The 25922-nt window shown below is 66.8% G+C and carries 18 protein-coding genes; 12 read left to right on the top strand and 6 right to left on the bottom strand.

Annotated elements, in window-relative coordinates; all coding sequences use genetic code 11:
- Positions 1-87 precede the first annotated feature (87 nt).
- The 9 genes from ABNQ39_RS17875 (at position 88) to ABNQ39_RS17835 (ending at position 13786) form a co-directional block, all read left to right on the top strand.
- A complete protein-coding gene (locus ABNQ39_RS17875) occupies positions 88-1431 on the top strand; it encodes a glutamine synthetase family protein (RefSeq protein WP_109047704.1) in 1344 nt (447 codons plus the stop codon).
- Positions 1432-2091: 660 nt separating this feature from the next.
- Positions 2092-4980 (top strand): UbiA family prenyltransferase, encoded by a 2889-nt coding sequence (locus ABNQ39_RS17870; RefSeq protein WP_376962258.1) that lies wholly within the window; start codon positions 2092-2094, stop codon positions 4978-4980.
- 61 nt (positions 4981-5041) lie between these two features.
- Positions 5042-5416, top strand: a complete 375-nt coding sequence (locus ABNQ39_RS17865) for an EamA family transporter (RefSeq protein ID WP_376962256.1) — start codon at positions 5042-5044, stop codon at positions 5414-5416.
- A gap of 665 nt (positions 5417-6081) precedes the next feature.
- Complete coding sequence (locus ABNQ39_RS17860) at positions 6082-7179, top strand: extracellular solute-binding protein (protein ID WP_376962254.1); 1098 nt, start codon at positions 6082-6084, stop codon at positions 7177-7179.
- Between the two features lie 99 nt (positions 7180-7278).
- Positions 7279-8430, top strand: a complete 1152-nt coding sequence (locus tag ABNQ39_RS17855; RefSeq protein WP_376962252.1) for an ABC transporter ATP-binding protein — start codon at positions 7279-7281, stop codon at positions 8428-8430.
- Complete coding sequence (locus ABNQ39_RS17850) at positions 8427-9371, top strand: ABC transporter permease subunit (protein ID WP_376962250.1); 945 nt, start codon at positions 8427-8429, stop codon at positions 9369-9371. The genes ABNQ39_RS17855 and ABNQ39_RS17850 overlap by 4 nt, the downstream gene beginning before the upstream one ends.
- Positions 9368-10201, top strand: a complete 834-nt coding sequence (locus ABNQ39_RS17845) for an ABC transporter permease subunit (RefSeq protein ID WP_376962248.1) — start codon at positions 9368-9370, stop codon at positions 10199-10201. The genes ABNQ39_RS17850 and ABNQ39_RS17845 overlap by 4 nt, the downstream gene beginning before the upstream one ends.
- 540 nt (positions 10202-10741) lie before the next feature.
- Positions 10742-11785, top strand: a complete 1044-nt coding sequence (locus ABNQ39_RS17840) for an agmatine deiminase family protein (protein ID WP_376962246.1) — start codon at positions 10742-10744, stop codon at positions 11783-11785.
- A gap of 114 nt (positions 11786-11899) precedes the next feature.
- On the top strand, positions 11900-13786 hold the full coding sequence (locus ABNQ39_RS17835; protein ID WP_376962244.1) for an AI-2E family transporter: 1887 nt from the start codon (positions 11900-11902) through the stop codon (positions 13784-13786).
- Here the strand turns inward: ABNQ39_RS17835 and ABNQ39_RS17830 are convergent.
- The 5 genes from ABNQ39_RS17830 to ABNQ39_RS17810 are packed head-to-tail and all read right to left on the bottom strand — an operon-like array spanning position 13783 to position 18190.
- Positions 13783-14571, bottom strand: coding sequence for a diguanylate cyclase (locus ABNQ39_RS17830; RefSeq protein WP_376962242.1), 789 nt, complete (start codon positions 14569-14571; stop codon positions 13783-13785). The two genes, ABNQ39_RS17835 and ABNQ39_RS17830, sit on opposite strands and share 4 nt — an antisense overlap.
- Positions 14568-15515 (bottom strand): sensor histidine kinase, encoded by a 948-nt coding sequence (locus tag ABNQ39_RS17825; RefSeq protein WP_376962240.1) that lies wholly within the window; start codon positions 15513-15515, stop codon positions 14568-14570. The genes ABNQ39_RS17830 and ABNQ39_RS17825 overlap by 4 nt, the downstream gene beginning before the upstream one ends.
- Before the next feature lie 20 nt (positions 15516-15535).
- Positions 15536-15910, bottom strand: a complete 375-nt coding sequence (gene siaC / locus ABNQ39_RS17820) for a biofilm regulation phosphoprotein SiaC (protein WP_376962238.1) — start codon at positions 15908-15910, stop codon at positions 15536-15538.
- 20 nt (positions 15911-15930) lie between these two features.
- Entirely contained in the window at positions 15931-16476 is a 546-nt protein-coding gene (locus ABNQ39_RS17815; protein ID WP_109047716.1) for a SiaB family protein kinase, read from the bottom strand.
- A 19-nt stretch (positions 16477-16495) separates the two neighbouring features.
- Positions 16496-18190, bottom strand: coding sequence for a SpoIIE family protein phosphatase (locus ABNQ39_RS17810; protein ID WP_376962236.1), 1695 nt, complete (start codon positions 18188-18190; stop codon positions 16496-16498).
- Between the two features lie 461 nt (positions 18191-18651).
- Here ABNQ39_RS17810 and ABNQ39_RS17805 point away from each other — a divergent pair, with 461 nt between their 5' ends.
- The 3 genes from ABNQ39_RS17805 to polA all read left to right on the top strand — a co-directional run bounded on the left by ABNQ39_RS17805 (position 18652) and on the right by polA (position 23457).
- Positions 18652-19527 carry a substrate-binding periplasmic protein gene (locus ABNQ39_RS17805; RefSeq protein WP_376962233.1) on the top strand — a complete coding sequence of 292 codons (876 nt, stop codon included), beginning with the start codon at positions 18652-18654 and terminating at the stop codon, positions 19525-19527.
- 118 nt (positions 19528-19645) lie between these two features.
- Complete coding sequence (locus ABNQ39_RS17800) at positions 19646-20431, top strand: response regulator transcription factor (RefSeq protein WP_376962231.1); 786 nt, start codon at positions 19646-19648, stop codon at positions 20429-20431.
- A 101-nt stretch (positions 20432-20532) separates the two neighbouring features.
- Positions 20533-23457: a DNA polymerase I gene (polA, locus tag ABNQ39_RS17795; protein WP_376962229.1), complete on the top strand. Its 2925-nt coding sequence runs from the start codon at positions 20533-20535 to the stop codon at positions 23455-23457.
- Positions 23458-23588: 131 nt separating this feature from the next.
- On the opposite strand, the gene ABNQ39_RS17790 is transcribed toward polA, so the two are convergent.
- Positions 23589-25922 carry an FdhF/YdeP family oxidoreductase gene (locus ABNQ39_RS17790; protein WP_376962227.1) on the bottom strand — a complete coding sequence of 778 codons (2334 nt, stop codon included), beginning with the start codon at positions 25920-25922 and terminating at the stop codon, positions 23589-23591.

The raw sequence follows: 25922 nt of genomic DNA, 5'->3' as shown, positions 1-25922 counted from the left end.
CGCGTTCCGCCGGAACGGCGTCATAGTGTCGCTGTCGTCCACAGCACGGAGGGGGCTGCCCATAGTCCGGAGCGGTCCGCCATACCCATGGGTTTTATGGAAGACTTCATCAAGAAGAACCGCATTACCGAAGTCGAATGTCTTGTGCCCGACATGTCGGGCATCGCGCGGGGAAAGATCGTCCCTGCCGAAAAATTCCTCCGCATCCTGCGCGACCGCGGCCTGCGCCTGCCCGAGGCGATCTTTGTCCAGACCGTGACCGGTGAATTCCCCGACGACGAGGACATCACCTCGGACGAGAATTCCGACATCTACATGATCCCGGACGAACGGACGATCCGCTTCGTCCCCTGGTACACTGAGCCGACGGCACAGGTCATCACCGACTGCGTCTATGCCGACGGCCGGCCGGTCGACGTGTCGCCCCGCCATGTGCTGAAGCGCGTGCTGTCGCTCTACGAGGAGCGCGGCTGGAAGCCGCTGGTGGCGCCGGAGCTGGAATTCTTCCTGGTCCAGGTCAACAAGGACCCCGATTACCCGCTGGTCCCGCCGGTCGGGCGCAACGGCCGGATGGAGAGCGGCCGGCAGGCCTTCGGCATCGACGCCGTCAACGAATTCGACCCGATCTTCGAGGCGGTGTACGATTTCTGCGAGAAGCAGGACATCGACATCGACACGCTGACCCACGAGGCCGGCGCCGCCCAGATCGAGATCAACTTCAACCACGGCGACGCGCTGGAACTGGCCGACCAGGCCTTCCTGTTCAAGCGCACGGCGCGCGAGGCGGCGATCCGCCACCAGATCTACGCCACCTTCATGGCGAAGCCGATGCAGGGCGAACCCGGCAGCGCCATGCACATCCACCAGTCGGTGGTCGATACGGTCAACGGCCGCAACCTGTTCAGCAATCCCGACGGCACCGACAGCGACCTGTTCATGGCGCACATCGCCGGGTTGCAGAAATACCTGCCCTACGTGATGCCGCTGCTGGCGCCGAACGTCAACAGCTACCGCCGGCTGGTTCCTAACTCGGATGCGCCGATCAACGTGCATTGGGGCCGTGACAACCGCACCACCGGCCTGCGTGTCCCCGTCTCCCAGCCCGACGCCCGCCGGGTGGAGAACCGGGTGGCCGGCGCCGACGCCAACCCCTATCTCGCCATCGCCGCGTCGCTCGCCTGCGGCTATGTCGGCATGACCCAGGGGCTGGAACCGAACGACCCGATCAAGGGCTCCGCCTACCGCCTCGCCTTCACGCTGCCGCGCCACCAGTCGGAGGCGCTGACCAAGTTCAACGCCTGCAAGCCGTTGAAGGAAATCCTCGGCGAACGCTTCATCGACGCCGTCACCTGCGTGAAGCAGACGGAGTACGAGGCCTACAACCGGGTCATCAGCTCGTGGGAGCGGGAAAACCTGCTGCTGAACGTCTGATCGCACTCTCAAGGCAACGCGCGAAGGGGCTGCCGGCGGGGACATCCGCCGGCAGCCCTTTTCCGTTTTTGGTTCCCTGTTCCTGCGCCGTTCCCGCTCGCTGGCGTCCGTTCGCTCCGTAGCGGGTCGCGCCGGCCGACTCGCCGTTCGTGAGCCGTCCAGCCCCGGACATTCGAAAGTTCGGCCCGAAAGACCGGCCCGTCCGCGCCCTCCACCGCCCGTCCTACCCCGAGCGGTGCGATCCCCCTCGCCGGCCGGTCGCCGGGTGCGGTGCTCTGCCACCACCGTGCAGCCCGCTTTTGGCGGATGCGCTTAAAAACGCAAGGTCGTCGTTCATCCCTTTATGGCCGGCGGCACACGTAATCGAAGACTTTCAAAGCAAAACCGCAGTGTATTTTCGACCCTGTGAGGAGAGGCAGGGGAAGATGCGGTCGCCATGCGGCGGTTTGGCGCCGGTTGGGCGTCGCTGCACTTTGTTATCTCCTTTGAAAATAGTCAAGGCACGGAGCCGTAGCTTCCGCGGACATGGCGTTTCTGCCGCCGCGGCACGCCTTCGATTGCCCTGGCCGATTGCCCCGCCCGATGCGCCGCCCGAGCGGGTGAGCCGGAGCCGGGGCCGTGTCGCGACAAAAGTGATGGGCAACCGATGGATGGCCAAGCATGAGCATGCAACCTGCGATCCCGTCCCTTCGAACAGGCCTGCGAAGCGTGGGCTGGGTTCAGCGCAGCATCATCCTGGCGTCGCTGTTCATCGTGCTGACGACCGGGCTGCTGGGGCTGGCGCTGCACCGCGGCGGCCATGCCAGCAACCTGACCGACATCCAGAACCTGTTCGTGCTGGAGAACCCCGACCTGATCCCGGTCGACAGCTGGGACCCGATGATCGCCGCGCTCGACTGGCTGCATGAACGGCCGGGCGAGAATGTCTATGACGGGGTGTTCTTCAAACAGCACATCAAGTTCCAGTATCCGGTGACCTCGCTGCTGCCGCTGGAGGCGATGAAGGCGCTGGGGGTGCTGAACCTCGTGGCGTTCGAGCGGGTCAACCTGCTGTTCGTGCTGGCGACCGCGGCGGGCATGGCGATCCTGGTGCTGGAGATGGCGGCGCGGCTGCGCCTGCCCGGCGCGCGGGACGACCGGCTGACCCAGGTGCTGCTGGGCGGCTTCGGCTTCGTCGCCACCCTGTGCTTCTATCCGGTTCTGAAGGCCTTCTCGCTGGGGCAGGTGCAGGTCTGGCTGAACGCCGCCTTCGTCTTCGCCTGTATCGCCCTCTTGCGTGATCGGCGGGTGCTGTGCGGAGCCCTGCTCGGCGCATCGACCCTGATGAAGCCGCAGATGTCGCTGTTCCTCGCCTGGGCGGCGCTGCGCGGCGACTGGCGGATGGCGGCGGGCTGGGCGGCGATCGTGGTGCCGGGGGTGGCGCTGGCGACCCTGTTCTACGGCTTTGCGCCGATGGTCGATTACCTTGAGGTCCTGCTGTTCATTGGCCGCCACGGCGAGAGCTATCACGTCAACCAGACCGTCAACGGGCTGGTCAACCGCCTGCTGCACAACGGCAACAATCTGGAGTGGTCGGCGGAGGCCTTCGCCCCCTATCACCCGGTGGTCCATATCGCCACGCAGGTTTCCGGCCTCGCCTTCGTCGGCTTCGGCCTGCTGTGGCGGCGGCGCGACCGCGGGGCCGAGCGGATCCTGGCTTTCGTCGTCGCCGGCATCTGCTTCACCGTCGGTTCGCCGGTCGCCTGGGTGCATCATTACGGCATCCTGCTGCCGGCCTTCGCGCTCGCCTTCCTGATCCTGCTGGAGCCCGGGCTGCGGCGTCCGGCCGGGGCGGTCACGCTGCTGGCGGTGGCCTATTTCCTGGCCGGCAACGTCCTGTTCTGGCCGGTCAACGCGCTGGCCGACACGCCGCTGAACATCCTGCAATCCTACCTGTTCTTCGCCACTCTGATGCTGCTGGGCCTGATCCCGGTGCTGGCCGGCCGGCACGACCGCGCCGCAGCGGCCCTGTGGGGCGTCGAGGGAACGGTCGGGCGCGGTCCTGTCCCCTCGGTAGAGGAGGCTGCGCCGTCCGTCGTCGCGCTCCCGCGTGCCGCCGCCGGGACGCCGGTGCCGCCCCCGGTCGCCGAGGAGCCGCCGCTGTTCGTCGATCTCGACGGCACGCTGCTGAGGACCGACCTCCTCTATGAGTCGCTGTTCGGCCTGATCAAGGCGCAGCCCTGGGCGGCGCTGCTGGTGCCGGTCTGGCTGGCCGGCGGCAAGGCGCGGCTGAAGGCGGAGCTGGCCCGCCGGGTGGAGATCGACCCGGCCGGCCTGATCTACAACCCGGCCGTCCTGCAACGGCTGGAGGCGGAGCGCAAGCGCGGCCGGCGGCTGGTGCTGGCGACCGCGGCCCATCACCGTTATGCCGATGCCATCGCCCGTCATCTCGGCCTGTTCGATCAGGTGCTGTCCAGCAGCGACGGGCTGAACCTGAAGAGTGAGCGCAAGCTGGAGGCGATCCGGGCGCAGGTGCCGTCCGGCATCTTCGACTACATGGGCAATGACGAGGCCGATTATGCCGTCTGGCGCGCCGCCCGCCGCGGCATTGCGGTGGACGCCGCGGCCGGGGTGGTTCGCCACGCCGCCACGCTGTGCCCGCTGGAGACCATCGCCACCCCGCGCCGGCCACGCCTGCTGCTGATCCTGAAGGCGCTGCGCCTGCACCAATGGCTGAAGAACCTGCTGGTCTTCGTGCCGCTGGTGGCCGGCCAGAAGCTTGGGGAGGTCGGGCCGACCCTCCAGGCCGTCGCCGCCTTCTTCGCCTTCGGGCTGTGCGCGTCGAGCATCTATGTGCTGAACGACCTGCTGGACCTGCCGGCCGACCGCCGCCACCCGCGCAAGCGCCGCCGTCCCTTCGCGGCCGGCGACCTGCCGCTCGACCTCGGCCTGTCGCTGATCCCCGGCCTGCTGCTGGCCAGCCTCGTCCTGTCGCTGGTGGCGCTGCCGCCGCTGTTCCTGGCGGCGCTGGCGACCTATGCCGCCTCGTCGCTGTTCTACAACCTGTTCGCCAAGAACCGGGTGATCTGGGACGTGATGCTGCTGGCCGGGCTCTATTCGCTGCGGGTGCTGGGCGGCGCCACGGCGACGGCCATCGTCCCCTCCTTCTGGCTGCTCGCCTTCTCGATGTTCCTGTTCCTCAGCCTCGCCATGGTGAAGCGCTATTCGGAAATGGACAGCATGCTGAAGCTCGGGCTGGGGCAGGCGGAGGGCAGGGGCTATGTGACCGCCGACATGCCGGTGCTGCAATCCATCGGCGTGTCGGCCGGCTTCCTCTCGGTGCTGGTGATGGCGCTCTACATCAACAGCCCGGAGGTCGGGCGGGTCTATGACCAGCCGCAGGCGCTGTGGATCATCTGCCCGCTGCTGCTCTTCTGGATCGGGCGGGTATGGCTGCAAACCCACCGCGGGCTGATGCACGACGACCCGGTGGTGTTCGCCGCCCGCGACAAGTGGAGCATCGCCATCGGGCTGGTCTGCGGCGTCGCGCTGATCCTCGGTCGGGCGTGACGCCGCTTGGCCGGGCGTGAGCCGTCGCCCTTCATCCTTCCGTCATTTTCCCGGAGTCGTCATGCCCATCGCCGTCGTCGGACTGATCCTGCTGAGCGTCACCCTGTCCGCCATCGCGCAGATTTCCCTGAAGATCGGCATGTCCAGCCCCGCGGTGTCGACCGCGCTGGCACGGGGGGAGGCCGGACAGATCGCCCTGTCGGTGGTCGCCACGCCGCACATCCTGACCGGTCTGGCCTGCTACGGGCTGGGCATGGTGGTGTGGCTGGCGGTCCTGGCGAAGGTCGACGTTTCCATGGCCTATCCCTTCGTCGGGCTGGGCTTCCTGGTCACGCTGGCGCTCGGCATGCTGCTGCTGGGGGAGACCATCAGCCTGACCCGCCTGATCGGCACGCTGCTGGTGGTGCTGGGCGTGGTGCTGACGGCACAGAGTTAAGGTTCCGTAAACCAAATCATAGACCCAGCTGAAAAATAGGAAGGCCCCGTGACAACAGTCTCGGGGCCTTCTTTTGCACTGCAACACCATCAGCGGCAAACGACTGTCGGCATGTCGCTGAGTACCATGATATGGCGACGAATTTCGTCATGGTATCTTTCAATTTGAAAATGGAATGACACGATTCGGGCATTGACCGGAAAAGAAAGGTGGGTATAACTGACCGCATATTCGCGAGCACAAATACCAGGGCACGCAATTTTAAAGACGGGCGACCCAGGTTCCGGCCAGCAGGCCATTATCTGGGGAAAGGGTTTCCTTTGCCGGCCGCGACACTCCCTTGCGGGTTCTCCGGAACCGCTGGGGTCGCGGCCGGTCGCCATTTGCCAGCCCCAGGACCCGGATGGGCGGCTGCGACTTTCCGGCGGCGATTCGCAGCGTTGAAGCCGGGTCTTCACCCCGACCGGGCCGCTGCGACATTCGGTGTGTAGACGATTGATTGCGCATGGCTTCGCCGAGATCGCCGCCGCCTGCAAACCAGTCCCCGACCATGACCCAAACCGTTGACAACATGGCCGGGCGTGGGTGCAATAGCGCCCGCGAGCCGGGCCAGCCGTTGGGATGTGGCGGTGCCCGCAACACACACGAAAAGGTCGGGGCAAATCATGAAAAAACTCGCTCTCAGCCTCATCGGCGCGGTCGCGGCGATCGCCATCGCCGGCCCGGCGATGGCCCAGGCCAAGAAGCCGGTCAACATCTACATCTGGAACGATTATCTGGGTGAAACGACCCTCGCCGACTTCACCAAGGCCACGGGCGCTGAGACGAAGGTCGACCTGTACGACAGCCTGGAACTGCTGGAGCAGAAGGTGCTCGTCGGCAAGTCCGGCTATGACGTGATCGTGCCCACCGCGGAGCCGACCCTGTCCCGCCTGATCCAAGCCAAGGTGGTGGGCCCGCTCGACAAGTCGAAGATCCCCAACTACAAGAACCTCGACCCGAAGGTCCTGAAGCTGCTGGAGAATTCCGATCCCGGCAACAAGTACGCCGTGCCCTATCTCGGCGGCACCGTCGGCATCGCCATCATCCCGGAAAAGATCAAGGCCGTCGCCCCCGACGTGGCGCTCGACAGCTGGGATCTGATCTTCAAGCCGGACGTGGCGAAGAAGGTCGCGGCCTGCGGCATCACCGTGATGGATTCGGCCATCGACGTCATCCCGTCGGTTCTGAACTATCTCGGCCTCGATCCGAACTCCGAGAAGAAGGAGGATCTGGACAAGGTCGAGAAGACGCTGATGGCGGTCCGCCCCTACATCAAGCGCTTCGTCACCGGCGAGAACATCAACATCCTGGCCGGCGGCGACGCCTGCGTCGTGATGGCCTACAACGGCGACGCCATCCAGGGTGCCGCCCGCGCCGCCGAGGCCAAGAGCGCCAAGGTCGAATACATCACGCCGAAGGAAGGCGTGCAGGTCTGGTGGGACACGCTGGCGGTTCCGGCCGACGCGCCGAACAAGGACGGCGCCTACGAGTACATCAACTTCGTGCTCGACCCGGTCAACATGGCGAACATCTCCAACAAGGTCAGCTACGCCAACGCGGTGCCGGCCTCGCTGGCGACGGTCGCCGACGACATCAAGTCGAACCCCGGCATCTTCCTGCCGGCCGACAGCAAGCTGAAGCTGTTCTCGCTGAAGCAGATCAAGCAGGCCACCGACCGCGCCCGCACCCGCGTGTGGACCAAGGTCAAGACCGGCAAGTAAGCCGGGGCCCCTGAGAAGCGCCTCCATGGCGCTGGCCCGCCCCGGCCGATCCCCAGCGATGGGGAGCGGCCGGGGCGTTGTCATGAAAGAGGAAACCGGATGGCCGGTCAGCCGATTCGCAAGCCCACCCGCCTGGAACCGTGGCAGGACGCGGGCCAGACTCCCTATGTCCGCATCGAGAAGGTGACGAAGACCTTCGGCGATTTCGTCGCCGTGGACGAGGTCAGCCTGTCGATCTACCGCAACGAGTTCTTCGCCCTGCTCGGCGGCTCCGGCTCCGGCAAGACGACGCTGCTGCGCATGCTGGCGGGGTTCGAACAGCCGACCGAGGGCAGGATCTACATCGACGGCGTCGATATGGCCGGCATCCCGCCCTATGAGCGGCCGGTCAACATGATGTTCCAGTCCTACGCCCTGTTCCCGCACATGACGGTGGAGCAGAACGTCGCCTTCGGCCTGAAACAGGACGGGGTGGCGAAGGCGGAGATCCGCGACCGCGTGACGGAGATGCTGGGGATGGTCCAGCTCTCGGCCTTCGGCAAGCGCCGCCCGCACCAGCTGTCCGGCGGCCAGCGCCAGCGCGTGGCGCTCGCCCGCTCGCTGGTCAAGCGGCCGAAACTGCTGCTGCTGGACGAGCCGCTGGGCGCGCTCGACAAGAAGCTGCGCGAGCGCACGCAGTTCGAACTGGTCAACATCCAGGAAAAGCTGGGCGTCACCTTCATCGTCGTGACCCACGACCAGGAAGAGGCGATGACCATGTCCTCGCGCATCGCCGTGATGAACCATGGCGTGATCGCGCAGGTCGGCACGCCGACCGAGATCTACGAATACCCGCACAACCGCTTCGTCGCCGAGTTCATCGGCTCGATCAACATGTTCGACGGCCGCGTCGTCTCGACCGAAGGCGATCAGGTTTTGGTGGCCTCGGAGGAGGCCGGCTGCGAGCTGCTGATTTCCCACGCCACCCCGGCGCCGGCCGGCTCGCCGGTGTCCGTCGCCATCCGGCCGGAGAAGATCGCCCTGTCGAAGGAGCCGGTTGCTGCCGGTGATGGCCGCAACACCACCACCGGCATCGTGCGCGAGATCGCCTATCTCGGCGACGTGTCGATCTATCTGGTGCAGTTGCCGACCGGCAAGACGGTGCGCGTCACCGCCCCGAACGTCACCCGCCGCACCGAAATGCCGATCACCTGGGAGGATGAGGTGACCCTGACCTGGCGTCCCTTCGCCGGCGTGGTGCTGACCCAATGAGGACGGTCGTCTCCGTCCTCGTGTCCGGGCTCAGCCGGATCGGGCTGTGGGGCCGCGGCGTGGTCGTCGCCATCCCCTATTTGTGGCTGCTGCTGTTCTTCATGGTGCCCTTCCTGATCGTCTTCGGCATCAGCTTCTCCGAATCGATCATCGCCCAGCCGCCCTATTCGTCGCTGGTGGACTGGCTGACCGACGAGGACGCCGGCACCTCCAAGCTGCAGATCCTGCTGAACATCAGCAATTACTTCCGGCTGGGCGGGGACGACCTCTACATCCTCGCCTACCTGAATTCGCTGCGCATCGCGGCGGTGACCACGCTGATGTGCCTCGCCATCGGCTATCCCATGGCCTATGCCATCGCCAGGGCCGATCCGGCCCGGCGCGGGCCCCTGATGATGCTGGTGATCCTGCCCTTCTGGACCAGCTTCCTGATCCGCATCTATGCCTGGATCGGCATCCTCAAGGGCAATGGCGTCATCAGCAACCTGCTGGAATGGGTGGGCATCACCAGCGGGCCGGTGGAGATCCTCTATTCCGACTGGGCCGTCTATATCGGCATGACCTACTGCTATCTGCCCTTCATGGTCCTGCCGCTCTATTCGACCCTGGAGAAGATGGACCCCAGCCTGCTGGAGGCGGCGGCCGATCTCGGCTCCCGTCCCTTCAAGTCCTTCCTGGCGATCACGCTGCCGCTGTCGCTGCCCGGCATCATCGCCGGCTCGCTGCTGGTCTTCATTCCGGCGGTGGGCGAGTTCGTGACGCCTGAACTGCTGGGCGGCCCGGACACGCTGATGATCGGCCGCGTGCTGTGGAACGAGTTCTTCGCCAACCGCGACTGGCCGGTGGCGTCGGCGGTGGCCATCGCGCTGCTTCTGGTTCTGGTGGTTCCGATCATGATCTTCCAGCATGTCCAGGGCAAACAGGCGGAGGCCGGGCAATGAAACGGTTCGGGTTCCTGTCCTGGGCGCTGCTGTTCGGCTATGCCTTCCTCTATGTCCCCATCGCACTGCTGGTCGTCTTCAGCTTCAACGAGTCGCGGCTGGTGACGGTGTGGAGCGGCTTTTCGACCAAATGGTATGGCGAGCTGCTGCACAACGATGCGCTGCTGGATGCGGCCTTCCTGTCCTTCCAGGTGGCGGCGGTGTCGGCGACGCTGTCGGTCCTGCTCGGCACCTGCGCCGGGCTGGCGCTGACCCGCTTCGGCCGGTTCCGCGGCCGCACCCTGTTCGGTGGCATGATCACCGCGCCGCTGGTCATGCCGGAGGTCATCACCGGCCTGTCGCTTCTGCTGCTGTTCGTGGCGATGGAGCAATGGCTCGGCTGGCCCGACGGGCGCGGCGTCACCACCATCACCATCGCCCACACCACCTTCACCATGTCCTATGTCGCCGTGGTCATCCAGTCGCGGCTGGCCGGCATGGATGGCAGCCTGGAAGAGGCGGCGATGGATCTGGGCGCCCGCCCGGCCAAGGTGTTCTTCGTCATCACCCTGCCGCTGATCGCCCCGGCGCTGGTCGCCGGCTGGCTGCTGGCCTTCACCCTGTCGCTGGACGACGTGGTGGTGGCGAGCTTCGTCTCCGGTCCCGGTTCGACGACGCTGCCGATGGTGATCTTCTCCAGCGTGAAGTTCGGCATCAGTCCGCAGATCAACGCGTTGGCAACGCTGATGGTTCTGGTGGTGGCGACCGGCATCTTCGTCGCCAGCATCGTCATGGCCCGCCAGGAACGGCAACGCAAACGCGACGAGCAGATGGCGATCCAGAACGGCTGATCCGGAGCGTCCGACCGGTCTTTTTAAGCGTTCCGCAGACCTACCCATCCGCGCGCAGCAGACCTCTGCCGCCGCGGATGGCAATTGCCCGTTTCTTTTGCTATGGTGATGTCATCGTCAACAGCGAAAGAGGCCGTGCCATGCGCGCGCTCCTGTGGTTCCCCTTGTTGAGACTTGGATTTTTCAGTCCCGTTTCCACTGCCTATGCGACCACCCGTTCGGTCACCGCCCGCCGCGCCCTGCGCCCGCCGTCCGGCCTCTAGCCGGGCCTCATGTCGGATCCCTTTCCCGGCATGCCGACGCGACGTCCTTCCGCGTCTTTTTAAAAATCCCTTCGCCGCAAGGCCCCTCTGCACGACGCCCCTCTGCCATAAGGCCAAGCATCCGCTGCGGCGGACGCGATTGCCAAAGGCGCGCTCCCGTGGTTAGGGTGGATGGGGATGAAAAATGTCCCGGTCCCTTGCGGCCCGCCGACCGTTGTTTCGGTGTTGCAGCTGCGAAGGGCAGGGGACTTTTGAAAAAGGGTAGAGGGATCGACGCATGACGACACCGAACGCCCCGATGCCGACGGGTGAAGGGACGGGTCAAGGCTTCCGTATGCCCGGCGAGTGGGCCAGCCACAGCGGATGCTGGATGGCGTGGCCGTGCCGGCCGGAAACCTGGCCGGAGGGCGCCTTCGACGCCGCGTGCGACGCCTATGCCGAGGTCGCGCAGGCCATCTCCCGCTTCGAGCCGGTGACGATGGTGTGCGACCCGGCGGACGTGGCGGAAGCCTCGCTCGCCTGCGGCCCCGGCATCCAGATCCTGCCGCTGCCGATCAGCGATTCCTGGATTCGCGATACCGGCCCCAGCTTCGTCATCGACGGCAAGGGCGGGTTGGCCGGCGTTCATTGGGGCTTCAACGCCTGGGGCGGCAATTACCAGGGCAGCGACAAGGACCAGCAGGTCGGCCGCCTGATTCTCGACCATCTCAAGCTCCCCTGCATTTCCGCCCCGCTGGTGATGGAGGGCGGCTCCTTCCATGTGGACGGGGAGGGGACGCTGATCACCACCGAACAGTGCCTGCTGAATCCCAACCGCAATCCCGGCCTGTCGCGGGAGGAGATCGAGCAGCAGCTGAAGGACCATCTCGGCGTCGAGACGGTGATCTGGCTCGGGCAGGGCTATCAGGACGACGAGACCGACGGCCACATCGACGAGATCGCGCTGTTCGTGCGCCCGGGCGTGGTGATGGCGATCACCACCGACGATCCCGGCGATCCCAATTTCAAGATCTTCCAGGACAATCTCGACCGGCTGAAGCGTGCCCGCGACGCGAAGGGCCGTGAACTGGAGGTCATCACCATCCAGCAGCCCGCCCGCCGCGATCTGAACGGCGTGCGCCTGACCCTGTCCTACACCAACCTCTACATCGCCAACGGCGGCATCGTCATGCCGGCCTTCGAGGATCCGGCCGACGACGAGGCGTTCCGCGTCGTCCGCAAGGCCTTCCCCGACCGCGAGGTGATGCAGATCGCGGCACTCGACATCGTCCGCGGCGGCGGCGGCATCCACTGCATCACCCAGCAGCAGCCGCTTCCCTGACGGGCCCAATCATGGTTTGGCGACCCTCGCCGCCGTGACGGGGCCGGCGAGGGAACGTGCCGGCGCGGCCGGTGTTCATGTCGGGCATTCTCCTTTCCGGAAAGCCCGACGATCATGGCCGAGGACACCGCTCGCCGACTACAGGCACGCCCCATCGCGGTGACGAAGGCCGCTCCTCTCGTTTCCACCCAGACGATCCTGCTGATCATCACGCTGATCGTGGTGACGCTGTATCTGGCGGCCGACATCCTGATGCCCATCGCGCTGGCGGTGCTGCTCAGTTTCGTGCTGACGCCCATCGTCACCCGGCTTCAGCGCTGGCATCTCGGCCGCGTGCCGTCGGTGCTGGCGGTGGTGGCGCTGCTGTTCCTCGGCATCACCGGCTTCGGTGCCGTGGTGGGCAGCCAGCTGGGCGATCTGGCCGACAATCTGCCGACCTACCAGCGCAACATCCACACCAAGATCGAGTCGCTGCGCAGCGCCACCGCATCGGCCGGCGACCGCGGCGCGTTGAAGCAGGCGACGGACGCCTTCCGCGACCTGCAACAGGAGATCGAGCGCGCCACCGCCGGTGCTGCCCCAAACCAACTGCCCGGCGCCGGCCCGGCGTCGCAGGCCGGCGCGCCGACGCACCGTGAACCGGTCCCGGTGCGCATCGACCAGTCCGACACCGGGGTCTTCGACCTCGTCAGCCGGGTGCTCGGCCCGGCGATGACGCCGATCGCCACCGCCGGCATGGTGCTGGTCTTCACCATCTTCATGCTGTTGCAGCGGGAGGATCTGCGCGACCGCATGATCAGGCTGGTCGGCTCCGGCGATCTCAGCCGGACGACGGAGGCGATGAACGACGCCGGCGAGCGGGTCAGCCGCTATCTGCTGATGCAGGTGGTGGTGAACGTGACCTACGGGCTGCCCATCGGTGTCGGGCTCTGGCTGCTCGGCGTGCCGAACCCGCTGCTGTGGGGGCTGCTGGCGACGGTGCTGCGCTTCATCCCGTTCCTCGGGCCGGTGATCGCCTCGGCCTTTCCGATCCTGCTGTCCTTCGCGGTCGATACCGGCTGGACCCTGCCGTTGCTGTGCATCGCCCTGTTCGTGGCGGTGGAACTGTTCTCCAACAATGTGGTGGAGCCCTGGCTCTACGGAACGGCGACCGGCCTGTCCTCGCTTGCCATCATCGTCGCGGCGGTGGTGTGGACGACGCTGTGGGGGCCGATCGGCCTTTTACTGGCGACGCCGCTGACCGTCTGCCTCGTGGTGCTCGGCCGCCATGTGCCGCAGCTGCATTTCCTGGAGGTGATGCTCGGCGACCGCCCGGTCCTGCCCGACGAGGCGAAGATCTACCAGCGCCTGCTGGCCCGCGATCCGGTGGAGGCGACCGAGCTTGCCGAGGAGCGGCTCGGCAAATGCACTCCGGTGGAGCTGGCCGACGGGCTGCTGCTGCCCGCCCTGTCGCTGGCCGAACAGGAGCGCCAGCGCGGCTCCCTCAATCCGGACGGGCGGCAGGCGGTGGCCGAGGGCATGGCGGGACTGCTGGACGAGCTTTCGGACGCAACCGCGCCTGCCGACAATGCGCCGCGCGTGCTCTGCGTCGGGGCCCGCAACAATCTGGATGAGGCGGCGGCCGGGCTTCTCGCCTATCTGCTGACCGGACGCGGCATCCATGCCGATGTCGTGCCCTGCGAGAAGGCATCGACCCGCGCCATCGCCAGCCTCGGCACCACGGGGGTGGATGCGGTGGTGCTGTCCTCGCTCAACCCCACGGCGCTTGGCCATTGCCGGCGGATGATGCGCCGCCTGCGGATGCATTTCGGTCCGCGCGTGCCGATCCTGCTCTGCCTGTGGAGCGCGCATCCGGAATCCGAGGTGCCGGAGCGGGCCAGCGCCGAGACCGACGCCAATCTGGTCGCCACCGGCATGGCCGGGGCGCTGGCGCAGCTGGAGGAGCTGAACATCGGTGCCGCGCCGGTGCCGGTTGCCGAAGCGGCACCGTCTTCGAGTTAGGCGGCGGCCGCCCAACGGTTGCGTCCGGCGCGCTTGGCGATGTAGAGCGCGTCGTCGGCCTCCTGGATGCAGGCGTCGGCGGTCTGACCCTGGCGATAGGATGCGACGCCAAGGCTCAGCGTCACCGTGAGGCTGCTGTCCTGGTGGACGAACGGATGGTGGGCGATGAGTTGCCGCAGCTTTTCCGCGACCGTTTCGGCCTGGATCTGATCGCTGCCGGGCAACAGGATCAGGAATTCCTCTCCGCCCCAACGGGCGCACAGGTCGTGCAGGCGGAGGTTCCGGCGCAGCAGGCCGGCGGCCTCCACCAGCACGTGATCGCCGGCGGCATGGCCGAAGGCGTCGTTCACGTCCTTGAAATGGTCGATGTCCAGCATGATCAGCGCGAAGCCGCTGCCGTTGCGGCTGACGCGGCACAGCTCGGCCTCCAGCCGCTCGATCATCTGGCGGCGGTTCGGCAGATCGGTCAGCGGGTCGGTCTGCGATGCGGCGTGCAGCGTGCGCGCCATCTGGCGGGTGTCGGTCTGAATGCGGTCGCTGATCTTGGCGATCTTGGTCAGCTGCCGCATCAGCTTCATGTGGTCGTTGGCGAGCGCGCGGAACTCCTGCATCAGCGGATGGCCGGCATAATCCTCGTTGGCCGCGAGACGGGCGACCCAATCCTGAAGCTTTTGTTCCTGCAGCATCATGCCCATCGTTCCCCGCCGCAAGGCCCAGCGTCTGGGCAAGCCCGTTACCGTCGTGCCGCCGGAATTGCCGACCTCGGAGTCGGCAGCCCCTGTCATGGCGACGTCTCCGGCACCGGAAGCGCCGCCGCTGCCGGTGCCGCTGTGGGCGTCGCCGCCCGTGCGACCGGCAGCCGGACGGTGAAGGCCGAGCCCTGGCCCGGTTCGCTCGCCACCGAGATGCCGCCGCCGTGGGTGTCCACGATGCAGCGGGCAAGGTGGAGGCCAAGCCCGGCCCCGGTCGTCCCCGCCGCGTTGGACGCACGGAAATACTTGTCGAACAGCCGTGCCGCGTCGGCTGCGTTGACGCCGATCCCCTGGTCCGTGATCCGCACCGTCACCTGGCCGCCAGGACCCCCACAGGGGCTGCCGACGGCGCCGTCGCCGACCGAGAGGTCGAGGCGGATCGTGCCCCCGTTCGGCGAATATTTGACAGCGTTCTCCATCAGGTTGGAAAACACAACGGCCAAAAGGTCGCGGTCGCCGGGAATGGGCACCGGACGGTCGAGGCCGTGCAGTTCGAACCGGTGGTTGGTGGCGGTCCCTGCCATCTCGCCCGCCAGTGCGGTTAGCATCGCCGCAAGGTCGAAGGCCACCGGCCGCGCCGCCACGGTGCCGAGCCGGTCATTGGTCAGGCAGCGTTCGATCAGGTGCAGCATCCGCTGGACCGCGTTGCGGATCTTGCCGACCCGCGGCATCGCCGAAACCGGCAGCTTCGGCTCCAGCTCCAGCATCTGCGAGGCGCTGTCGATGATCGCCAGCGGCGTGCGGAATTCGTGGCTGACCATCAGCACGAACTGCCGCTGCTGGCGCGCCATCTCCTTGGTCTCGGTCTGGAGACGGTCACTGATCTTGGCGATCTTGTGGAACTGGCGCAAAAGCTTGCCATGCCGTTCCGCCAGCGTCCGGAATTCCGCCAGCAGCGGGTTGTCGGCATTGGCCGGATCCTCGGCCAGCCGCTCCACCCATTGACGAAGCTCCTGTTCCTGTGAGCGCATCGGCATTTCGGGTACTCAGCGCGCCGTCAGTGGGCCAAAATTTCGAACGGCAGAGACACGTCTTCGGCAAACTCCTCCGCCATTTCGAGCGCGCGGTCGTTGTCGCTGTCGTAATGCCAGCGCACCGACACCGTCTGGCCCTTCTGGTGGGCGCCGTCCAGCATTTCCAGCACGTCGATCATGCATTTGATGCTGCTGGTGTTGAGGTAGCTCAGCCCGATGTCGAGCACCACCGCCGGGGCGGGGGCCTTCAGATAATCCTCCAGCCAGTTGAACACCGGCGCATAGAAATCGAAGGAGTTCTCCGGATAGGATTCACCTTCGATGCGCAGCAGCCCGGCCGCCGGATCGAAATCGATCAGGGGAGAGCAGGAGGTTGCCTCGATCCGCAAACTGTCCATTATGTGTATTCCGTGATTTCTTATAGCTGCACTTCAAGGCTGAAGAAGAAATAGGTGTCATCGACCGCGCGCAATGAATATTCCAGCGGCCGGGTGGCCTTGCGCGCCATGTCGATCAGGCCCAGCCCGGCGCCGCTGGCGCCCGCCTCGCGCGGCTTGCGCGACTGTTCCTTGTAGACCGCCTTCAGGCCGGCCTTGTCCAGGCCGCGCAGCTTCTCCAACATCGCTGACAGGCCGGGGACATCGTCCGCCTCCACCAGATTGCCGGAGCTGACGACGTAATGGTCGTCCTCCTTGCCGATCACCACGATGCCGCTGTTGGCCGGGATCGGCCGGCCCAGCGCTTCCCGCGATGCCGTGTAATTGCGGACATTCTGCGCCTGCTCCACGTAGACGGAGAAGACGTCCATGATCGCCGACTTTTCGATCCGCTCATTTTCCAGATGGTTGCGGACCGCCTTGCCCAGCTCTTCGATGACGCTGTGGCTGAAGGGGCCGCTGAAGCAGATCAGCAGCTTCTGCCGCGACAGCAGCTCCTGCAGGTTGAAGAGTTCGTTGCCTTTCATCGTACCTTGATGACCTGCCTTACGGGTGAACGGGGTGGGATGAGGATGCGTCGGGCGCGGATGCCGCCGCAAGCACCGGTGTTGCGGCCGGTGCAACGGCCGGCGAAACGGTGAAGCCGACCAGGGTGATGTCGTCGCGCTGCGCCCGCTCGCCCTGATGGTCGGCCAGGGCCTGCGCGAAGGCGGCCCGGCGCTCCGTCATCGGGATCGCGTCATGCTCCAGCAGCATCGCGGTGAAGCGGCGGTTGCCGAAGCCGAAGCCGCGGGTGCCGCCGGCCTGGTCGAGGAAGCCGTCGGTGGTCAGGTAGAAGCTGCGGCCCGGCGCCAGTTCTACCCGGTGGGTGGTGAAGCGGTGGCCGCTGTCGGACCGGCGATAGCCCAGGCTCTGCGCATCGCCCTTCACTTCGCTGACGGTGCCGTCAGCAGAGGAGTCGATGATGTGCAGGCCGATCCGGCCGCCGGCGAACAGCAGGTCGCCCTTGTCCGGCCGCACCAGGCAAAGCCCGATGTCCAGGCCGTTGTCGAAACGCGGGTTGTCGCGCCCGCGGGCCAGCGCGGCGCGCACCATGCGGTTCAGGCCGCCGAGGATCGTCGCCGGATCGCTGTCCGGCGTTTCCGACAGCACATGGTCCAGAACGGCGGACACCGTCATCGTCATGAAGGCGCCCGGCACGCCATGGCCGGAACAGTCGGCGACGCCGATCAGGAAGCGGCCGTCCTCCAACTCGCGGAAGATGTGGAAATCGCCGCCCACCACGTCGCGCGGACGCCACAGCACGCAGACGCCGTCGAGATGCCGCGCCATCTCGCGCTCGTCGGGCAGGATGGCGGATTGCAGGAGGCTGGCGTACTGGATGCTGTCCATCACCTGCCGGTTGACGACCGCCAGCTGGTCGTTCGACTGGCGCAGTTCCTCCGTCCGTTCGGCAACGCGCTGTTCCAGCCGCTCGGTGTAGTCGTGGACGGTTTCCGCCATGTGGTTGAAGGCGACGGTCAGCTGCCCGATCTCGTCGGCACGGGTGTTGCGCAGACGGACGCGGTAGTCGCCGGCGGCGATGGCTCCGGCGGAGCGCGTCAGCCGGGCCAGCGGCGCCAGCACCAGCCGGTTCAGCAGGATGCTGATCATGCCGATGACGGCGAGCAGCGAGAAGAAGACCAGCCCGGCCATCGGCGCCAGCGCGGTCATGGTGGCGCTTTCCGCCTCCTCCAGCGAATAGGTCATGCGCAGCAGGCCGACCATCGTGCGCTCGCCGTTGCCGCCGGACATGACGATCTGCCTTTCGACGGTCGTCAGCTCGGCCCGGCCGGCCGGACGCTCCAGCGCCACCAGCGGCTCGCCATGGCCGCCGCGGCCGCCGGACGCCGCCCATACCTTGACGCTGCGCACCGCCGCATCCTCGGCCAACAGGCCGCGGATCATCGCCTCCACCGCGCGGGTGTCGAACTCCCACACCGCCTGCCCCATGGCCGACGCCTGGAGCGTGCCGACCAGGGTCGCGCGGTGGGTCAGCGCCTCCCTCTGCTGCCGGCCGACCAGGACGGAGGAGACGCCCATGGCGATCAGCCCGACCAGCAGGGTGCAGCCGACGATCATCAGGATGACGCGCGTCAGCAGCGACGACCCGCCGGCACGGACCACCTCGTCGCCCGACCCCTGGGGGCCGGCGCCGCGCAGCGTATAGGATTCGGTGTCGTCCCAACCCGTGACGCTCATCCACATCCTCCTGACCCGGCCGATCGGGCGTTCCGTGTCCATGGCGGGTTTCAATTGAGCCGCGGTCCTGGTTGCCAAGTCCGCGATAGTCCCAAGCGCATCAGTAAATCCACCCTCGCGTGCAGCATGCCGACAGTCATCGAACCGGCCGGTGGGCATGATGCATGTGGCGGATGAGCTTACCCTTAGCACAACGGGATTAATCAGTCCTGAAATAACATTCGGCACCGCTTTCATACAGTGTCGGTACGTCCGGGAAAACGGGAACAATCGGAAACCGGCCGAGACCATTCCCGTCCAATTGCGACGAACTGTAACAACGGCGCAGCCAACCGGCTGAGGCCTTTGGGGGACAGTGGTTTTTCCCGTGGACGCCCGCGTCATCGGCCGTGCTACCTTCGGATAGGGTTGCTTGTGGCAAGAGCCGGCGGCTGGAGCTGTCTTGTGGGGGAGAGCGAAGGATGGCGTTTGGTGTTCGTGCGTTCGTTATCCCGCGGATCGTTCCGGCCGGACGTGCCGCTGCCGGCGTGGTGGTTCTTGCCGCGTTGACAGCGACGGCGCTGCCCGCCGCCGCGCGTCCGGTTACCGTGCTGGCGCCGGAACTGCCGCCGATGATGAGCGCCGACGGCACCGGGCGCGAGGCCAGCATCATCACGGAGACGCTGGCCGCCTGCGGGCATGAGGCGCATTACAAGGTCGTCCCCTTCGGCCGCCACTGGAACGATTACCGCGACGGCGTCCAGGGAACCGCGCAGGCTGGTGGGCAAACGGGAGGGCAGATCGACGCCGTCTCCACCGTCCCGGCGGGCATGGAGATGCCGGGAGCCCGCTCCGCCCCCTACATCCTCTACCACAACGGCGCCTCCGTGCTGAAAAGCAGCGGCCTGACCGTGCAGTCGCTGGCCGATCTGGCGGGCAAGCGCGTCATCACCTTTTCCGGCGCGCCGGACGTGCTGCCGGGGCTGCGCGCCGCCATCCCCAGCTTCGGCGATTTCCGCGAACGTGCCGACCAGATGGTGCATTCCAACCTGCTGTTCGCCGGGCGGGTCGACGCGGTTCTGGCCGACGGCCTGATCTTCGCCGAATACAACCGCCAGCTTCAGGAAAAGGCGAAGGCGGCCGGCGGCCTGCCCTTCGACCCGGCCCAGCCGGTGCAGTTCACCGCCATCTTCCCGCCCACCGCTTACAGCATGGTGTTCCGCGACGAACAGCTGCGCGCCGACTTCGACCGCTGCCTTGCGGAGATGAAGGGGAAGGGCCGCCTCGACGCCATCGACCGCGAGTGGGTGGGCCGCTATTCTGCGACGGTCGGCGACCGTTACCTGTCCGAAAGGTAGCGGGCCGGAACCGGATTTGCGGGACCGGGGTTTATCCCATCCGTCCGATATGGTTTGCGTAACCGCTTCGGGCGTTTAATATAACTTCATATGAATGTGAATGGGGGCGTGAGGCGTCGTGGCCCGGATCATTGTGGTCGAGGACGAAGCCGACCTTCGTGACGATCTTGTCGAATATCTCGACCGCTGCGGGTTCGAGGTGGAGGGTGCGTCGCGCGGCGCGGAACTGGACCGCCTGCTGGAGGCGGGCCCGGCCGATGTGATCGTGCTCGACATCAATCTGCCGGACGAGGATGGATTCTCGGTCGCCCGCCGCGTCCGCGCCAGCTGTTCGGCCGCCATCATCATGCTGACGGCGCGATCCGGACTGATCGACCGTGTCATCGGGCTGGAGCTGGGCGCCGACGTCTATCTGGTCAAGCCGGTCGATTTCCGCGAGGTGGAGGCGCAGATCAAGGCGCTGATGCGCCGGATGCAGAAGGGCGCCGCACCGCACCCGGCCGCGGAGCCATCGGCGGGGATGCCGGTGCCGGCGGCCGGTCCGACATCTGCCCCCGCTCACGCTCCTGCGGACTCGCGCAAGGTCTGGGTGTTCGACGACATCGAATGGCGCATCCAGCCGCCGACCGGCTCCGCCGTGCCGTTGACCGCGACGGAATACAAGTTTCTCTCCCTGCTGGTCGCCGCCCCCGGTGAGGCGGTCAGCCGCCAGGACATTTCCGTCACCCTGACCGGCCGCGATTGGGACCCCTACAGCCGCTCCATCGATTCCCTGGTCCGCCGCCTGCGCATCAAGGTGGAGGAGCGCAGCGGCTGCGCCCTGCCGGTGCAGGCGGTGCATGGCGTCGGCTATGCCTTCGTCGGTCCGGTGGTGACCAGCGCGGTGGAGGACAGCGCCGACTGACCACAAGCTGCTGACGGGGCGCTCCATCCCGGTCTCGGCACTCGACTCCCGGCCCTCCTTCGGCGATGGTAGCGCCCGCAAGGAAGGGACGAGAGACCACCATGACAGATGCCACCGCCGCCTCCGAGAACACCCCCGCCACCGGCAGCCCCGCTTCGGACGGCACCAGTTCGGGCGGTGACGGCAGCGGCCTGTATCTGGTCGACGGCTCGGGCTTCATCTTCCGCGCCTTCCACGCGCTGCCGATGCTGACACGACCGGACGGCACGCCGGTCAACGCGGTGCTGGGCTTCTCCAACATGCTGCTGAAGCTGCTGGCCGACGCCAAGGCGGAAGCCGTGGCGGTGGTCTTCGACAGCAAGCGCCTGAACTTCCGCAACGAATTCTACCCCGACTACAAGGCCCACCGCCCGGAGCCGCCGGAGGAGCTGAAACCGCAGTTCGCCCTGATCCGCGAGGCGACCGAGGCCTTCTGCCTGCCCTGCCTGGAACTGGAGGGCTTCGAGGCCGACGATTTGATCGCCACCTACGCCCGTCTGGCGCAGGAGGCCGGGCGGCCGGTCACCATCGTGTCGTCGGACAAGGACCTGATGCAGTTGGTCCGTCCCGGTGTCGGCATGTTCGACCCGATGAAGAACAAGGCCATCGGCCCCGACGAGGTGTTCGAGAAGTTCGGCGTCCCGCCGGACAAGGTGGTCGACGTCCAGGCGCTGGCCGGCGACAGCGTCGACAATGTCCCCGGCGTGCCCGGCATCGGCGTGAAGACCGCCGCCCAGCTGATCACCGAGTATGGCGACCTGGAGGGCCTGCTGGCCAACGCCGAGAAGATCAAGCAGCCGGCCCGCCGCCAGAAGCTGATCGAGTTCGCCGATCTGGCCCGCGTCTCCCGCCGTCTGGTCCTGCTCGACGATCAGGTGCCGCCGCCCAAGCCGCTGGACGAGCTGCGGGTGCGCGAGCCCGACCACCAGCGGCTGATCGACTTCCTGCGTGCCCAGGGCTTCCGCAGCATCGTCTCGCGCGTCGAGATGGAGATGCAGAAGGACGGCCGCATCGCCGACGGCGCCGGCGGTTCGCTCCCGGCCCCCGGCTCGATGCCAACCCCTGCCGTGAAGTCCGCGGCGGCGGCCGAAAGCCCGGCCGCGGAGGACCGCCCGGCCCGCAAGACGGTGCTGAACGTCCCGGAGGTGCGCTACGAGCTGGTGCAGGACGCCGATGCGCTGCGCCGCTGGGTCGAGCGGGCGCGCGAGACCGGCGTGCTGGCGGTCGATACCGAGACCGACAGCTTGACGCCTGCCACCGCCACGCTGGTCGGCGTCTCGCTGTCGACCGAGCCGGGCATCGCCTGCTACATCCCGCTCGCCCACAAGGCGGAGGGAGCGGCGGCGGCCGGCCAGCTCGACTTCGAAGCCCCGACGCCGCCGGTGCAGATCCCGACCGACGAGGCGATGGCGATCCTGAAGGACGTGCTGGAGGACCGGTCTGTCCTGAAGATCGGCCACAACTTCAAGTTCGACCACCAGCTGTTCGCCCGCAACGGCATCGCGGTGTCGCCGGTCGACGACAGCATGCTGATCTCCTATGTGCTGGAAGGCGGTTCGCATGGCCACGGCATGGACGAGCTGGCCGAGCTGCACCTCGCCTACACGCCGATCCCCTTCAAGGAGGTCTGCGGCACCGGCAAGAACCAGATCACCTTCGACCGCGTGCCGCTGGACAAGGCGCTGGCCTATGCCGCCGAGGACGCCGACATCACGCTGCGGCTGTGGACGCTGCTGAAGCCGCGGCTGGTCGACGACCGCATGGTCACCGTCTATGAAACGCTCGACCGCCCGCTGGTCCCGGTGGTGGCCGACATGGAGCGGGCCGGCGTGCACATCGACAAGAAGGCGCTGTCCGACCTGTCGCAGAGCCTGTCGCTCCGCCTCGCCGAGATCGAGAAGGACGTCCATGCGCTCGCCGGCCAGAGCTTCAACATCGGCTCGCCCAAGCAACTGGGCGAGATCCTGTTCGACAGTCTCAAGCTCGGCACCGGCAAGAAGGGCAAGACCGGCGCCTATTCCACCGACAGCAGCGTGCTGGAGGAACTGGCGGAGCAGGGCCACACCATCGCCCAGCGCGTGCTCGACTGGCGCCAGCTCGCCAAGTTGAAAAGCACCTACACCGACGCGTTGCAGGAGAAGATCTCCCCGGTCACCGGCCGCGTCCACACTGCCTTCGCGCTGGCGGCGACCAACACCGGCCGCCTGTCCTCGACCGACCCCAACCTGCAGAACATCCCGGTGCGGACGGAGGAGGGCAAGAAGATCCGCCGCGCCTTCGTGGCATCCCCCGGCTACAAGCTGCTGAGCGTCGATTATTCGCAGATCGAGCTGCGTCTGGTGGCGGAGATGGCGAACATCCAGGCGTTGAAGGACGCCTTCCGCGACGGGCTGGATATTCACGCCGCCACCGCCGCCCAGGTCTTCGGCATCCCGCTGGAGCAGATGACGCCGGACATCCGCCGCAAGGCCAAGGCGATCAACTTCGGCATCATCTACGGCATCTCCGGCTTCGGGCTGGGCCGCCAGCTCGGCATCGCGCCGGGGGAGGCCAACGCCTTCATCAAGACCTATCTGGAGCGCTTCCACGAGCTGAAGGTGTGGATGGAGGCGACGAAGGCCTTCGCCCGCCAGCACGGCTATGTGGCGACCCTGTTCGGCCGCCGCTGCTACATGCCCGGCATCCAGGAGAAGAACGCCGCCCGCCGCGCCTTCGCCGAGCGTCAGGCGATCAACGCCCCGATCCAGGGGACCGCCGCCGACATCATGAAGCGCGCGATGAACCGTATGCCGGGCGCGCTGGCCGCTGCGGGCAGCAACGCGCGGATGCTGCTGCAGGTGCATGACGAACTGCTGTTCGAGGTGCCCGAAGCGGAGGCCGAGGACGCGGCGCGGATCGTGCGCGAGGTGATGGAGGGGGCGGCGCATCTCGGCGTGCCGCTGGTGGCGGAAGCCGGCATTGGCGACAATTGGGAAGAGGCGCACTGAGGGGGGCCAGGATCTCCCCCTCTCCCCCCCGGGGAGAGGGTCGGGGTGAGGGGGATGCATAGGGTGGATTTGGTGGGGACCGGGGAGTGCACGATGCTTGATGAAAATCCTCGCTTCGCGTCCCCCTCACCCTAACCCTCTCCCCGGGGGGGAGAGGGGACTTTTGGCACATTGCCCTCCGCCAAAATCCGCACCGGCACACCCTTTGCGGCGGGCGTCTTAGACGCCTCGTCGTGATACCACAGCGGGATCAGCGGGTTCATCTCCGGGTAGTACGCCCCGAGGCAGCCGCGCGGCAGGTGGAAGGGCGTCACCGTCAGGCCGCCCACTTGGCGGTCGACATCGTCGCCGGCGTCGCTCGCCAGTGCCACCACCTGACCCTCGCGCAAGCCGGCGGCGGCAATGTCCAGGGGGTTCATCAGCAGAACGTCGCGGGTGCCCTCGATGCCGCGCAGGCGGTCGGAATAGCCGTAGATCGTCGTGTTGAACTGGTCGTTCGACCGCATGGTCATCAGACGCCAGCGCCCCGGCGCATCCTCGAAGCCGATGGCGCGCAGCTTGCCCGGCGGGGTGAAGTTGGCTTTTCCGGACTCCGTCTTCCAGATCCGCTCCCGCGCCGGGTTGCCGCGGTAGAAGCCGCCGGGGGTGAAGACCCGCTCGTTGAAATGGTGGAACTGGTCGGGATAGGTCGCCTCGATCAGGGCGCGGATGCGGCGGTAATCGGCCACCCACGCGTCCCAGGTCACCTTCGGATTCGGCGGCAGGGTCGCTTTGGCCATGCCGGCGACGATGGCGACCTCCGATTTCAGATGCGGGCTGGCCGGCGTGTTGGTGCCGAGCGAGCCGTGGATGCAGCTGAGGCTGTCCTCCATCGTCACCGCCTGTGCGCCGCTCTCCTGCACATCCTCCTCCGACCGGCCCAGGCAGGGCAGAAGATAGGCGACCTCGCCGTTGATCAGGTGGCTGCGGTTCAGCTTGGTCGCGATCTGTACGGTCAGGCGCAGGCGCGTCCAGGCCGCCTCCATCCGCTCACGCTCGGGGATGGCGCGGACGAAGTTGCCGCCGAGGCCGATGAAAGCCTTCACCTCTCCCGACAGGATTTTCTCACAGGCCTTGACGGTGTTCAGCCCCTCCTTGCGCGGCGGCTCGAAGCCGTACTGGTCAGCCAGCCGGTCGAGCGGCACCAGCTCCGGCTTTTCGGAAATGCCGACGGTGCGCTGGCCCTGGACGTTGGAATGGCCGCGCACCGGCGAGATGCCGGCGCCGTCGCGGCCGATGTTGCCCTTCAGCAGCCACAGATTGACCAGCGCCCCCAGCGTCTCCGATCCGCGCACCTGCTGGGTCAGGCCCATGCCGTACATGGCGATGGAGCGTTCCGCCTCGATGTAGATGTCGGCGGCCTGCTTCAGGTCGGCGCGGGTCAGGCCGGACTCCTCCTCGATCTCCTCCCAGCCGATGGCGTCGACCCGCGCCTTCATTTCCTCGAAGCCGGCGGTGTGCTGGGCGATGAAGTCGTGATCGAGGACATGCTTGCCCTCCACCTTGCGCTCCTCCTCGGCCGCCAGCACATGCTTGATCATGCCGGTGATCGCGGCGATGTCGCCGCCGGCCTTCAGTTGGAAATAGAGGGTGGAGATTTGCGTCTCCTTGCCGGTCAGCATCTCCAGCGGGCTCTGCGGGTTGCGGAAGCTCTCCAGCCCCTTTTCCCGCACGGGGTTGAAGGTGACGATCTTCGCCCCGCGCTTCACCGCCTCCTGCAACGGGTGGAGCAGCCGGGGGCTGTTCGATCCGGTGTTCTGGCCGAAGAAGAAAATGGCGTTGCAGCTGTCGAAATCGTCGAGCACGCAGGTGCCGACCGGCGAGCCGATCACCTTCTTCAGACCGACCGAGGTCGTCTCGTGGCACATGTTGGAGCTGTCGGGCAAATTGTTGTGCCCGTAGAGCCGCGCGAACAGCGCGTAGAGATAGGAGGTTTCCAGGCTGGCGCGGCCCGAGGCGTAGAACACCGCCTGCTTCGGATCGATGGCGCGCAGCTCCGCCCCGATGGCGGCAAAGGCCTCGTCCCAGCCGCAGGGCACATAGCGGTCGGTGGCGCGGTCATAGCGCATCGGGTGGGTCAGCCGCCCCTGCTGCTCCAGATCGTAATCCTTCCAGCCCTTCAACTCCGTGACCGTGTGCTGGGCGAAGAAGTCGGGGGTGCAGCGTCGGCTGGTCAGTTCCCAGATCGTCGCCTTGGCGCCGTTCTCGCAGAATTCGAAGGTGTGCGGCTTGGCCGGCTTGGCCCAGGCGCAGGACACGCACATGAAGCCGCCGGGCTTGTTCTGCCGGCGCAGCGTGTCGAGCACGGCGGGGGTCGGCCGTTCCTCTCCCATGATGCGGGCCATCGACCCGACCGATCCCCAGCCGCCGGCCGGACCGTCGTAATGCGGGGTGTCCTTGTCGTCCGACAGGCCGTCGATGCTCAT

Origin of the sequence: Azospirillum sp. A26 (assembly GCF_042604635.1) — a bacterium.
GTDB lineage: Bacteria > Pseudomonadota > Alphaproteobacteria > Azospirillales > Azospirillaceae > Azospirillum > Azospirillum palustre.
This window is presented reverse-complemented; position numbering and strand designations above follow the sequence as displayed.